The organism is Klebsiella sp. PK18, assembly GCF_057784655.1.
Genome location: NZ_CM173493.1, coordinates 71,769 through 84,893, shown reverse-complemented (window position 1 = coordinate 84,893; position 13,125 = coordinate 71,769). Strand labels below are relative to the sequence as shown.

The 13,125-nt window shown below is 59.2% G+C and carries 11 protein-coding genes and 1 tRNA gene; 6 read left to right on the top strand and 6 right to left on the bottom strand.

Annotated elements, in window-relative coordinates; genetic code table 11:
• Positions 1–1,380, top strand: a complete 1,380-nt coding sequence (locus AC3EMD_RS00425; RefSeq protein ID WP_064171294.1) for a family 4 glycosyl hydrolase — start codon at positions 1–3, stop codon at positions 1,378–1,380.
• 674 nt (positions 1,381–2,054) lie between these two features.
• Here AC3EMD_RS00425 and AC3EMD_RS00420 read toward each other — a convergent pair.
• The 3 genes from AC3EMD_RS00420 to AC3EMD_RS00410 all read right to left on the bottom strand — a co-directional run bounded on the left by AC3EMD_RS00420 (position 2,055) and on the right by AC3EMD_RS00410 (position 6,661).
• Positions 2,055–2,777 (bottom strand): MurR/RpiR family transcriptional regulator, encoded by a 723-nt coding sequence (locus AC3EMD_RS00420; protein ID WP_012967042.1) that lies wholly within the window; start codon positions 2,775–2,777, stop codon positions 2,055–2,057.
• Positions 2,778–2,935: 158 nt separating this feature from the next.
• Positions 2,936–5,254, bottom strand: coding sequence for an alpha-xylosidase (gene yicI / locus AC3EMD_RS00415; protein WP_302073875.1), 2,319 nt, complete (start codon positions 5,252–5,254; stop codon positions 2,936–2,938).
• Positions 5,255–5,266: 12 nt separating this feature from the next.
• Positions 5,267–6,661 carry a glycoside-pentoside-hexuronide family transporter gene (locus tag AC3EMD_RS00410; protein ID WP_008806802.1) on the bottom strand — a complete coding sequence of 465 codons (1,395 nt, stop codon included), beginning with the start codon at positions 6,659–6,661 and terminating at the stop codon, positions 5,267–5,269.
• Between the two features lie 292 nt (positions 6,662–6,953).
• Here AC3EMD_RS00410 and AC3EMD_RS00405 point away from each other — a divergent pair.
• The 4 genes from AC3EMD_RS00405 to AC3EMD_RS00390 all read left to right on the top strand — a co-directional run bounded on the left by AC3EMD_RS00405 (position 6,954) and on the right by AC3EMD_RS00390 (position 9,095).
• A tRNA-Sec gene (locus tag AC3EMD_RS00405) sits at positions 6,954–7,048 on the top strand.
• 167 nt (positions 7,049–7,215) lie between these two features.
• Positions 7,216–7,683 carry a DUF3237 domain-containing protein gene (locus AC3EMD_RS00400; protein WP_008806801.1) on the top strand — a complete coding sequence of 156 codons (468 nt, stop codon included), beginning with the start codon at positions 7,216–7,218 and terminating at the stop codon, positions 7,681–7,683.
• A gap of 112 nt (positions 7,684–7,795) precedes the next feature.
• Complete coding sequence (locus AC3EMD_RS00395; RefSeq protein ID WP_008806800.1) at positions 7,796–8,803, top strand: zinc-binding alcohol dehydrogenase family protein; 1,008 nt, start codon at positions 7,796–7,798, stop codon at positions 8,801–8,803.
• Between the two features lies 1 nt (position 8,804).
• Positions 8,805–9,095 (top strand): putative quinol monooxygenase, encoded by a 291-nt coding sequence (locus AC3EMD_RS00390; RefSeq protein WP_008806799.1) that lies wholly within the window; start codon positions 8,805–8,807, stop codon positions 9,093–9,095.
• A gap of 51 nt (positions 9,096–9,146) precedes the next feature.
• On the opposite strand, the gene AC3EMD_RS00385 is transcribed toward AC3EMD_RS00390, so the two are convergent.
• Positions 9,147–9,845: a winged helix-turn-helix transcriptional regulator gene (locus AC3EMD_RS00385; protein ID WP_247098696.1), complete on the bottom strand. Its 699-nt coding sequence runs from the start codon at positions 9,843–9,845 to the stop codon at positions 9,147–9,149.
• Between the two features lie 371 nt (positions 9,846–10,216).
• Between AC3EMD_RS00385 and AC3EMD_RS00380 the strand changes: the two genes are divergently transcribed.
• Complete coding sequence (locus tag AC3EMD_RS00380) at positions 10,217–11,266, top strand: NAD(P)-dependent alcohol dehydrogenase (RefSeq protein ID WP_247098695.1); 1,050 nt, start codon at positions 10,217–10,219, stop codon at positions 11,264–11,266.
• Here the strand turns inward: AC3EMD_RS00380 and AC3EMD_RS00375 are convergent.
• On the bottom strand, positions 11,263–12,216 hold the full coding sequence (locus AC3EMD_RS00375) for a GlxA family transcriptional regulator (RefSeq protein ID WP_070612038.1): 954 nt from the start codon (positions 12,214–12,216) through the stop codon (positions 11,263–11,265). The two genes, AC3EMD_RS00380 and AC3EMD_RS00375, sit on opposite strands and share 4 nt — an antisense overlap.
• A gap of 21 nt (positions 12,217–12,237) precedes the next feature.
• Complete coding sequence (locus AC3EMD_RS00370; protein ID WP_032731505.1) at positions 12,238–13,017, bottom strand: MBL fold metallo-hydrolase; 780 nt, start codon at positions 13,015–13,017, stop codon at positions 12,238–12,240.
• Positions 13,018–13,125 lie beyond the last annotated feature (108 nt).

Below are 13,125 nucleotides of genomic sequence, written 5' to 3'. Positions count from 1 at the left end.
ATGAAATTAACCGTATTAGGCGGGGGCGGCGTTCGCTCTGCATTTTTAGCGAAATCTCTGGCCTATAACGCTCACCGCATTGGTTTAACAGAAGTGGTTTTTCTCGATAACTCTGCTGATAATCTGGCGATATTTGGCGAAATTGCCCGCTATGTATTTAATACTATTCGCCCGGATATTCAGTTTAGTACCACTACCGACCCGATCGCAGCGCTGCAGGATGCCAACTATATCATTACCACCCTACGGGTTGGCGGTGACGAAAGCCGCATTCGCGACGAACGCATTGCGCTACAGCATAACACCCTCGGCCAGGAGACCACCGGCGCCGGCGGTTTCGCGATGGCCATGCGTTCGATCCCGGCGATCCTTCGCTATTGCCGGCTGATCGAAGAACATGCCGCCGAAGACGCTATTCTGTTTAACTTTACCAACCCGTCAGGCCTGGTGACGGAAGCGATCGTCAAGTCCGGTTTTAAGCGCCGGGTCTATGGGATCTGCGATGCTCCCTCCGAGCTGATTCGTGAACTGCCGGCGATCCTTGGTTGTGAAGAACGCGACCTCAGCGTGGAATGCTATGGGCTGAACCATTTCTCATGGTTTACCCACTTCACCGTACGCGGGGAAGAGGTAACCGAACGGCTGATCGCCAGCCCGGAACTGTACCAGAAGACGGCGATGCAGTACTTCTCCCCGGAGCTGGTGCGGCTTTGCGATAATCAGCTCCTCAATGAATATCTCTATTATTACTACTATCGAGAGGTGGCGCTGAAGGCGATTCAGGATGCCGGCGAGACGCGCGGAGAGCAGATCGCCCGTATCAATCAGGAGATGCGCGAAGCGCTGCGCACTGTGGATGCCAGAACGCAACCGGAAGCCGCTTTCACCATCTGGATGCAGCATTACCTGCGCCGGGAAAACAGCTATATGCAGAATGAGTCGCAGCAGGAAAAATTCCACACCCGCGAACCGCTGACGCTGCGCCAGTTTATCGAAGAGCCGGACACCGGCGGCTATGCCGGGGTGGCGCTGGATATCCTGGAAGCGGTGAACAGCACCACCACCAAGCGTATCGTGGTATCGATCCAGAATCACGACACGCTCGACTTTTTGCGCCCTGACGACGTGATCGAGATCAGCTGCGACCTGAGCCGGGATGGCCTCAAGCCGGTGACGCCGGTGAAGGTGCCGACGGCGCAGAAGAATATGATTTCCTGCGTGAAGGAGTATGAGCGGCTGGCGGTGGCGGCAATCCTGCAGCAGGATAAATCGCTGGCGGTGCGGGCGCTGATGGCGCACCCGCTGATCGGTTCCTATTCGCTGGCGAAAACCCTGGTCGAAGCCTATCTCGACGATGAGCAATTCGCCGCCTGGCAGTAACCCGCATTGCCGATGGGATTCCCCCCCGCTCGCGCTGCGCTTAGCGGGGCTACGAACGGAGCGGTTTGTGTTTTATGTAGGCCGGGTCAGGCGTAAGCCGCCTCCCGGCAAAATAGCCGCATCACCCGGTAGCCCGGATAAGGCGCCAGCCGCCATCCGGGAACTCCCCCGCTCGCGCTGCGCTTAGCGGGGCTACGAACGGAGCGGTTTGTGTTTGATGTAGGCCGGGTCAGGCGTAAGCCGCCACCTGACAAAATAGCCGCATCACCCGGTAGCCCGGATAAGGCGCCAGCCGCCACCTGACAAAATAGTCGCATCACCCGGTAGCCCGGATAAGGCGCCAGCCGCCATCCGGGAACTCCCCCGCTCGCACCGCGCTTAGCGGGGCTACGAACGGAGCGGTTTGTGTTTGATGTAGGCCGGGTCAGGCGTAAGCCGCCACCCGGCAAAATTGCCGTATCACCCGGTAGCCCGGATAAGGCGCCAGCCGCCATCCGGGAGCTCCCCCCGCCCGCACCGCGCTTAGCGGGGCTACGAACGGAGCGGTTTGTGTTTTATGTAGGCCGGGTCAGGCGTAAGCCGCCTCCCGGCAAAATAGCCGCATCACCCGGTAGCCCGGATAAGGCGCCAGCCGCCATCCGGGAGCCCCCCGCTCGCGCTACGCTTAGCGGGGGCTAACTATTGCTGCGTAGGCTGGTAAACCACATCTTCAATAGTCGCTCAAAGCCTAAGATGCAGTAGCCGAAAAACGGGTTGCTCCAGTAAATATCATCGTCGAACTTCTGCGGGTCGTGAATAATAAACGCCGTATCCGCAGCCTGCGCCAGCGGGCTTTGATAGTCGCCGGTAAAGCAGACCAGATTAATCTCCTTCCCCTCCAGGGCCTTCACCCAGTTGAGCGCCGAGCTGCTGCGCCCGGATTTAGAAACGATCCAGATGGAGTCGAAGCGGGCGGCGTTTTTCTGTTCGAGGATTTCATAATCCGGCCACAGCGCCAGGCTGGCATTCACGCCGGTGACGAGGAACTTGTTGTAAATATACTGGGCGATTAGCTGCGAAAAGCCGCTGCCGTGGATCAGGATGCGCTGCTGTTTAAGGCTTGCCAGCAGCGGCGTCAGCGCTTCTTCCGGCTGAACGCTCATGTAGTCGATATCGTTGGTGACATCGAGCTTCGGCATGGTGATATTGAACTTGATGAAATAGACCAGCTCCAGCCAGCCGCTGAACTTCAGTTTCTTCGCCAGCCGGACCAGCGAAGAGGGGTTGCTGTAGCACTGTTCGGCCACAGCGCGGACTCCCTGGCGGATACACTGCTCCGGGTCGTTCTGAATAAAGCGCAGCACGGTCATTTCCGTTTTGCTTAGCTTCACGTCACGAAAGATATTTTCTAAGTCCATGGCGGGCTCCTCTCAACGGCAGAATACGCTAACACCGTTCGGCGACAGCGTCTGCGGCCTGAGTCACCACTATGAAATGAACGTTACTTTTTGTACAAAAATGAAATAAAAAAACCCTCGCCGCTGGCGGAGAGGGTTGCAGCCGTTAAGATGGTGTTTTACAGGGTAATCGTCAGCGTATTGCCCTCGGCGCTCACTACCACACCCCATTCGCTGCCGGCCTGAGTCCCGCCCTGCACGCCCGCGACCTGCGGGATATTGCGCAGGCACAACGTCCAGCCGCGGGCCTCGCCTTCGCCGCTCACGGCGATGGTGTTGCCCTGGCGCCTGGCCTTCAGGGTGAAAATCGTCGAGCCGTCTGCCGCCGGAACGTCACAACGTGCCTCGCGTCCATCCTCGAGGTGGAACAGCTGGAAGGCGGTGCCCTCATGCCAGGCATAATCGGGTTTCTGGTCATTGTTGCCCAGCGCCAGCAGGGTGTTGTCGCGAACGTAGACCGGCAGGCTCAGCGCATCGTGATGCTGCTTATGCCAGCGGCTACCCGGTAATTCATCGTTATGCCACAGGTGCGTCCAGCGCCCATCCGGCAGATAAAATTGCACCTCGCCCGCTTCGGAGAACACCGGCGCCACCAGGACCGAATCACCGAGCATATACTGGCGGTCAAGATAGTCGCAGGCCGGATCGTCCGGGAACTCGAGCATCATCGCACGCAACATCGGCGTGCCGAACTCGTTGGCCAGCGCCGCCTGGCGATAGAGATACGGCATCATGCGGCATTTCAGCTGCGTGAAGTGGCGCACCACGTCGCAGGACTCTTCGTCGTAAGCCCATGGCACCCGATAGGATTTGCTGCCGTGCAGCCGGCTGTGGCTGGAGAGCAGGCCGAAGGCGCACCAGCGCTTGTAGACGTGGGCCGGCGCGGTGTTTTCGAAACCGCCGATATCGTGACTCCAGAAACCGAAGCCGGACATGCCGATCGACAGCCCGCCGCGCAGGCTTTCCGCCATCGATTCGTAGTTGGCGTAGCAGTCGCCGCCCCAGTGCACCGGGAACTGCTGCGCGCCCACCGAGGCGGAACGGGCGAACAGCACCGCCTCCTGCTCGCCGACGGTCTCTTTCAGCACCTTCCACACCAGCTCGTTATAGATGAATGCGTAGTGGTTGTGCATTTTCTGCGGATCGGAACCGTCAAACCACTGGACGTCGGTCGGGATACGCTCGCCGAAGTCGGTCTTGAAGCAATCGACCCCCATCGCCACCAGGCCTTTTAACTTGTCGGCGTACCACTGGCAGGCTTCCGGGTTGGTGAAGTCATAAATCGCCAGCCCCGGCTGCCACTTATCCCACTGCCACAGCGAACCGTCCGGGCGCTTCAGCAGGTAGCCCTTCTCTTTCAGCTCCTTGAACACCGGCGAGCGCTGGCCGATGTACGGGTTGATCCACACGCAGACCTTCAGCCCTTTCGCCTTCAGGCGTTTGATCATCCCTTCCGGGTCCGGGAAAGTTAGCGGATCCCATTCAAAATCGCACCACTGGAAGGCCTTCATCCAGAAGCAGTCGAAGTGGAAGACGTGCAGCGGCAGATGGCGCTCAGCCATGCCGTCGATAAAGCTATTTACCGTCGCTTCGTCATAGTTGGTGGTGAACGAGGTCGTCAGCCACAGACCGAACGACCATGCCGGCGGCAGCGCCGGGCGGCCGGTGAACTGCGTATAGCGGTTAAGCACCGCTTTCGGCGTCGGGCCGTCGATGACGAAGTACTCAAGGTATTCGCCTTCAACGCTGAACTGGACTTTAGAGACTTTCTCCGAGCCCACCTCGAAGGAGACGCGCTGAGGATGATTGACCAGCACGCCGTAGCCGCGGTTGGTCAGATAGAGGGGGATATTTTTGTAGGATTGCTCGGTGCTGGTGCCGCCGTCTTCGTTCCAGGTTTCTACCGTCTGGCCGTTGCGCACCAGCGCGGTAAAGCGCTCGCCGAGGCCGTAGACGGTTTCGCCGACGCCGAGGTCGAGGCGCTCAAACATGTAGTTGCGCTGGGTCTTACTATCCTGCACGTAGCCGTTGTTTTTCAACTGGCTACCGGTGATGCGCACGCCGTCGCGCAGAAAATCCAGCGCCCAGAATTCACCTTTAGTGACGCGCACGCTGAGGTTGCCGCTTTTCAGCTCGGCGAACCCGGCCGTATTTTCTATTTCGACATGGACGTCTTTCTGCACGTTCAGCGGATAGTGCGGGCCGTTATCCAGCGCGCCCTGGAAGTGCGCCATGCGCACGCCGATTATCCCTTCCTGAGGCGAGAAAAAGCGCAGGGTGAACAATGGCGTATCCAGCTGCCAGGCACGTTCGCGAACATCGCGCGGCGCGGCATAGACCACCATTTCATTCCCCTGCTGTTCCACCTCGTAAACCTGTACGGGTTGGATCAGGTTGAGCCCTGGTTGAATGAGCCAGTTTCCATCACTGATTTTCATTAAAACGTCCTCTTAGTTTTGCCATTCTTTATCGATCGGGGCTGCGGTGAAATCTTGTTCGTTGCGACGCGCGCCCTCGGCCAGCTCGGCCATCATTTTTTTCAGGAACGGCGTTTTCAGCGTGTAGTAGCGTTTGGCGATCACCGCGCTCAACAGGTAGCACACCGCCGGAACGAGGGTGAACAAGGCGATAATGATGGTGAGGGTGGCGCTGTTCTGGGTTTTAGCGGCGGCGTCATAGCCGCCGCCGGCCAGCATCCAGCCGATCAGCGCGCCGCCCAGCGCCAGCCCCAGCTTGAGCACAAACAGGGTGCCGGCGAAGCTGATGCCGGTCAGGCGTTTGCCGTTACACCATTCGCCGTAGTCGACGGTGTCGGACATCATCACCCACTGGATTGGCGTCACCAGCTGGTGCAGTACGCCAATGATGAAGATAAAGACGAACATGGTGATTTCGGCGTCCATCGGTACGAAGAACATCGCCACGCTGAGCACAGCCAGGAGGGCGTTGGTCCACCAGAAGACGCTGACTTTGCATTTCCAGTCGGTCAGCGGTTTCGCCAGCGCCGAGCCAATCAGGTTGCCGACGCAGTAGGTGGTGAGGAAGACGGTGAACAGCGCCGCCGAGCCCATGATCCAGGTGGTGTAGTACATCATCGCGCCGCCGCGAACGCAGACCGCGAGGATATTGAGGATGGTGAGCACGCCAACCACCCGCCACTGGTCATTGCGCCAGATATCGCGCAAGTCTTCACGCATCGAAGTGCTGCTCGGCGGCGCTTCGACACGCTCTTTGGTGGTGAAAAAACAGAAGGCCAGCATCAGGAAGGCGACCACCGACAGCACCGCGATGCCCCCCTGGAAGCCGAGCGCTTTGTCTTCGCCGCCGATAAAGTTGACCAGCGGCATCATCAGCACGGTGGAGAGCATGCCCCCCGCCGTCGCCAGCACGAAGCGCCAGGACTGCAGCGAGATGCGCTGTGTGGGGTTGTCGGTGATCACGCCGCCCAGCGCGCAGTAGGGGATATTCACCACGGTGTAGAGCAGGGTCAGCAGCGTGTAGGTCACGGCGGCGTAGATCAGCTTGCCGTTGTGGCTTAAATCCGGCGAGCTGTAGGCCAGCACGCAGACGAGGCCGAACGGGATGGCGCCGAAGAGGATCCATGGGCGGAACTTACCCCAGCGGCTGCGGGTACGGTCGGCAAGCAGGCCCATGCACGGGTCAGAAATCGCGTCCAGCGCGCGCGCCAGCAGGAACATGGTGCCTACAAAGCCGGCGGGGATACCAAAAATATCGGTGTAGAAAAACATCATGTATAACATGACGTTATCAAAAATGATGTGGCTGGCGGCGTCACCCATGCCGTAGCCAATTTTCTCTTTGACGGACAAAATATGATCTTTCATATGCGCACTATTCCCTTAGCGGCACCGCGGATTGGTACCGGTTACGATTTTTGTAAACCTTTGCCGCAGTAAGATGAATTGCGATATCTCGTTATCAGATTACGTTTCTTGTTTTCTGTGATCGTGGTAGGGAATCAGGGAGTGAAAAAGTGTAACTCACGGATTTTGTGAGGATTTGTCCAGGACTGTTCTGTAAAGTCCAGTTTTAACAGTAAAAAAGTGCGTTTAGGTATGTGGTAAACGGCTGAAAGTAGCTATAATGCGCCCCGCCTCCATGTAGCAATCGAGGCGCGGAAGATCGTCATCTCCGGTGAGGTGGCTGGACTTCAAATCCAGTTGGGGCCGCCAGCGGTCCCGGGCAGGTTCAACTCCTGTGATCTTCCGCCAGTTTGCCTCTGCTCCCCCAAAGCCACGCCATACCAACCTGAGCACCCCCAAACTCATCATCCCAGCCAATCATTTTCATCCAAACCCTGCGTTATTTTGTCTCTCGCAAACCCGTTACACTGGCGCGGTGGCCGCGTGCCGTTGCCAACCGAAACAGGAGAGCCATAATGACCCCCGAACTCAGACACTGTTTTTCCATTACCATCCAGGTTGATAAACCGATAATTGTCTCCCGCAGCCCGCAGACCGGTAAGCGCCAGCTGATCCCGATTATCGGCGGCAGCGTCTCGGGTCAACTTCGCGGCCACGTGCTGCCCGGCGGCGTCGACAGCCAGATAATCGAACCCAACGGCACCTGCAGGCTGTCCGCCCGCTATGCCCTGCAGGTGGCGGAAGGGACCGTCTATGTGGAAAACAATGGCATCCGCCGGGTGCCGGCCCAGTATCATGACCAGCTATTCGCCGACGATATGCGCTTTTTTAGCGATATTCCGCCAGAAGCCATCTATTTTCGCACCGTTCCCTCCTTCGAGGTGGATACCCCCGCGCTCAGCTGGCTAACCACCTCGCTGTTTATCTGCGCCGGTGGCCGGACCCAGGATGGGGTAATGCTCGATTTCTATCAGGTGGGCTGATTTTCACTTTCTGCATATAACTGTTATTGCCGTTAGCCCGTTTTTCCCCTCCCGGCAGCGGTCTACTATCGCGTCATCTTTTCATTCACCCGAATCACAGACCGGAGCAGTTATGAAAGCTATCGCCATTACTCAAGCCGCCGCTGACGGCAACAACATCCCTTCTTTAACTGAGATCGACCTGCCGGTCCCCACCGCCCACGGGCGTGACCTGCTGGTCGCCGTGAAAGCCATCTCGGTCAATCCGGTAGACACCAAAGTGCGCGCCGGCTTCCAGGGCGACACACCGCGGGTGCTGGGCTGGGACGCCGTTGGCGTGGTGCAGTCCGTCGGTGAGGAGGTGACGTTGTTCGCCCCGGGTGATGAGGTCTGGTACGCCGGCGCGCTGGGCCGGGCCGGCAGCAACAGTGAATATCAGCTGGTGGACGAGCGCCTGGTGGCGCACAAACCGCGCACCCTCGATAACGCCGCTGCCGCCGCGCTGCCGTTGACGGCGATCACCGCCTGGGAGCTGCTGTTTCACCGTCTCGGCGTTAAGGAAGGCGGCAATGCGGGCGACACGCTGCTGATCGTCGGCGCGGCGGGCGGCGTGGGGTCAATCCTGACCCAGTTGGCCAGCAAACTGACCGCCATGACGGTGATCGGCACCGCCTCGCGTCCGGAGAGCCAGCAGTGGGTCCGCGAGGCGGGCGCGCACCATGTGATCGATCACAGCAAGCCGCTCGCCAACGAGCTGGCGCGCATTGGCATCAGCGCGGTGACCCATGTCGCCAGCCTGACCAACACCGAGCAGCACTTCAACGCGCTGATCGACGCCCTCGCCCCGCAGGGCAAGCTGGCGCTGATTGATGACCCGGAGACCCTCGACGTGGTGCCGCTGAAAGCGAAAAGCCTGTCCCTGCACTGGGAATTTATGTTCACCCGTTCAATGTTTGAGACGGATGATATGATTGCCCAGCATCAGTTGCTCACCCGCGTGGCGGCGCTGATCGACAGCCACACGATCAAAACCACCCTCGGCGAACACTACGGCGCCATCACCGCCGCCAATCTGCAGAAAGCGCATCGCCAGCTGGAAACCGGGCGTGCCGTCGGCAAGATTGTGCTCGAGGGGTTTTAAGATGATATCGCTTATCGCCGTGCTCAAGGCGAAACCGGGCCAGACGGACGCCCTGCGCCAGGCCCTGCAGGCGCTGCTCCTGCCGACAAGACAGGAGCCGGGCAATCTCGACTACGCCCTGTTTCAGCTGCGCGACGCGCCGGACACCTTCTACATGCGCGAGGCGTGGCAGGGACAGGACGCCCTCGATGCGCATGTCGCGATGCCCTATTTTCAGGCGTTTATGACGCAGATGGAGTCCCTGCTGGCTGAGCCGCTGCGGCTGGACTACCTGACGGCGATTGAGCCTTAGCAGGTTCGATTCACGAGGGGTGGGAAAATCACGCCCCTCCGCCGCACGGGCTTAAAAGTGGGCGGGAAGCGGGTGAGCGATGGTCCTCAGCACACCGCGATGGATCGTAATATAATCACCTTTACGCAGCTCCGACAGAATCGACATAATGCGGCTACGCGACAAGTTGGTACGGCGCTGAATAAAGCTCAGGACGTTGATTTGGCGACGATATGCCTCCGGATAGTCCGCCAGCTCTGTTAGCAGGGTTCGCACCATCAGGTAAGAATCCACCCCCATCATCTCCTGCGAACGCATGCTCAACACCATCAGCCGCTGCGCCAGAACATGGGCCATCTCCTGCCACAAGTTTTGCGCATTGAGGATCTCGACCGCGGCCTGATGCGCTATCCAGTGTCCGCGCAAATCTGTCTCAGCAAACAGAGAGCAGTGGTGTTTTTCCGGAATACCGTTAAAGACGCCGTAACCATCGATTAATCCCAATAGCGAAGGGGAAAATATCGTTGATATCACCATGTTGTTTTCCGCATGGCATAGCGAGGCAATCCCCTCTTCGAGCAGAATTAATCCGGATTCAGCCTGGGTCGGCGGAAAACGATAATAGGTCGATCGCGGCAGCGCAAAGGGTGAGCTGGCGGGCAGGAACGCAGATAACAGGGATTCCACCGCGAATAACGGCTTTGTCTGTCTTCCGTAATAAAAAGACGGTAACGCCTGGTCGGTAGAGGGGCTGGCTGCAGTTATCGACATGGTTTTTATGCTATCGGTCAGGTTGAAAAAGAGATTCGTTGAGAATCATAGTATCAACAGGTGAAATAACGAATAAAAGACAAGACGTTACGGAGATAAAAAGAGTGTAAGCATCGTTATCTACAATAATTATTTCTCTCTATTTTACAGGATTAAATAATATTATTTGCCGTAAATACCTATAAGGCTTAGCGGCGATAAAGATAAGGCCAGCTTATTATTTACTGCGCTGGCTTACGCCGCGCCTGAGGGTTTCTCAACCGCTTTCCCCCTCGCATCTCGGCCAGTCCAGGCTACGCTTATCGATGCCACTGACCACCCGCTTTCCCCTCCCGTTCTATTGAGTCCATTCATCAAGAAGAGGTTTCGCTATGCTGATCAACGCTATTGGTACCTACTCCGCCAGCCAGCCGCTGGAATCAATGGCCATCACCCGCCGCGAGCCGGGGCCACAGGATGTACAGATCGCCATCGCTTACTGCGGCGTCTGCCACTCCGATCTCCACCAGGCGCGTTCGGAATGGGCGGGAACGCTCTATCCCTGCGTGCCGGGGCATGAAATTGTGGGTCGGGTGACCGCGGTCGGCAACGCCGTCTCGCGCTACGCCGTCGGCGATCTGGTGGGCGTCGGCTGCATGGTCGATAGCTGCCAACAGTGCGAAGAGTGCGCTGGGGGGCTGGAAAACTACTGCGACCACATGGTGCTGACCTATAACGGCCCGACCCAGGACGCGCCGGGCCACACTCTGGGCGGCTATTCCCAGCAGATCGTGGTCAAAGAACACTACGTGCTGCGGATAACCCATCCCGAAGCGCAGCTGGCCGCCGTCGCGCCGCTGCTGTGCGCCGGGATCACGACATACTCGCCGCTGCGCCACTGGCACGTCGGGCCGGGTAAAAAAGTCGGCGTGGTCGGCATCGGCGGCCTTGGGCATATGGGGATCAAGTTGGCCCACGCCATGGGGGCCCACGTGGTGGCCTTTACCACCTCGGAATCCAAGCGTAATGCGGCCAGAGCGCTGGGCGCCGATGACGTGGTGGTGTCGCGCAACGACGACGAAATGGCGGCCCACGTCAAAAGCTTCGATTTTATCCTCAACACCGTGGCGGCGCCGCACAATCTCGATGCCTTCACCACGCTGCTGAAACGCGATGGCACCGTGACCCTCGTAGGCGCTCCGGCCACGCCGCATCCGTCGCTGGAAGTGTTCAATCTGATCTTCCGCCGTCGGTCGATTGCCGGCTCGATGATCGGCGGTATACCGGAAACTCAGGAGATGCTCGACTTCTGCGCCGAACACGGCATCGTCGCCGATATCGAGCTGATCCGCGGCGATGAGATCAACGAAGCCTGGGAAAGAATGGTCAAGGGTGACGTGAAATACCGCTTCGTGATCGACAGTGCGACCCTCGCCGGCTAAGCGCCGCGACGAAAGGTGCGCCGCCACTCCGTCGGGCTGACGCCAAAGCGCGCCTTAAACTGCTGGCGCCAGGTGACCGCTGAAAGATAGCCCACCGCCTCCGCCACCTGTTCGACCGGCAGATCGCCCGCCTCAAGCAGAGTCTGGCTGCGGCGCAGACGTTCGGCGGTCAGCCAGTCGGTAATGCTCATCCCGGTCGCCCTGGCGAAGTGGCGGGTCAGGGTACGGCGGCTCATCGCCACCACCCGGGCCAGCGAATCGAGACTGTGCGGCTCGGCAATATGCTGCTGCAGATAATCCAGCAGGCAGTTGATTCGCGCATCGCGGGTGTTTTTCGGCACCGGCTGGGCGATAAACTGCGCCTGGCCGCCTTCGCGGTGCGGCGAAACAATCATCCGCCGGGCGATCTGGTTGGCCGCGAGGCTGCCGAAACGCTGGCGGATGAGGTACAGGCAACAGTCCAGCGCCGCCGCGGTGCCCGCCGAGGTGATCACCCGCTGGTCATCGACATACAGGGCATTGATATCCAGCTGCACCTGCGGAAACAGGCGCTGGAAATCCTGCTCGAACTCCCAGTGGGTCGCCGCTCGCCTGCCGTCCAGCAGCCCGGCGTAGCCGAGGACAAACGCGCCGAGACACAGGCCGACAATCTCCGCGCCGTTATCCCGCGCCCGCACCAGGCTATCAAGCAGCGCCTGCGGCGGACGCCGATCGACCTCGCCCCAGTAAGGCACCACCACGATATCCGCCTGTTCCAGCGCGGCGAAATCGCCGGTGGCGTACAGCGCAAAACCATCGCGGGCGCGCAGCAGCCCCGGCCGCTCGGCGCAAATGTGCAGATTAAAGCGTTTGATTTCAGAGACCGAATCGCCAAACAGCATGCAGGGGACGGCGTAGTGAAACGGGCTAAAGCCCTCTACAGCGACAATCGCCACGTCGGTGAGTTTCATCGTCCTTTCCCCTTGCGCATGTTAATAAACCACGGTTTCCCCATCCTGCGGGATACTCACCACATCGGCAATCTGATTATCCAGCGCATACTGGCGCATCTCTTCCCGGCTCACCAGACAGTGGTTGACCGCCTCGAGGTGGATAGCCATGATTTTCGCTTCCGGCAGGGCGAAGTGCACGTTAAGAAGATCTTCCTTGCCCATGATTATCGGGCCAAAGCCGATGACGTGGGCGTAGCCGGCGTTCAACACCACCACGTCCGGGCGCAGCTTCAGCAGATCAGCTTCAATTTCATCACGCCAGATGGTATCCCCCATCAGCCACAGCGTCTTCTCCTGCGGATGGCGAAACACCACGCCGCAGGCTTCTCCCAGGCGCTCAGCCATCGCCGGCACCGCGTAGGTCCGGTCGCTGCCGTGTTGGCCGGAGGTGGTTTTCTGCAGGCGCACGCCGGCAAATTCGCTGTCTGCCGACAGCAGGCGCAGATCCTGAAATCCCTGGCTGCGCAGCAGCGCGGCGTCGGCCTCATGCTGGACGAACACCGGTAGGGTTTTCGGGATCGCGGCGATCGCCGCCGCGTCCCAGTGATCGTCATGGGTATGGGTGACGATCACCGCATCAACATCGATAATTTTATCGCGGGAAAACGGTAGCTCGACCAGCGGATTGCGCAGCTCGCTGCGCGCAGTGCCAGGAAAACCTGGCCAGGCGCCCTTGTCAGCCAGCATCGGGTCGATGAGAAATCTTTTCCCGGCGTAGTCAATCCTCTGGGTCGCATTACGGATGTGGGTGATGTTCATGTTGGTGTTCCTCAGTGGGGTCATCTGACGAACATCGTACTGAGTCCGCACCTGGCTCAACAGGGGCATTTGGGCAATGATCGATGGAATCGGGCCAACCTGCAGCGG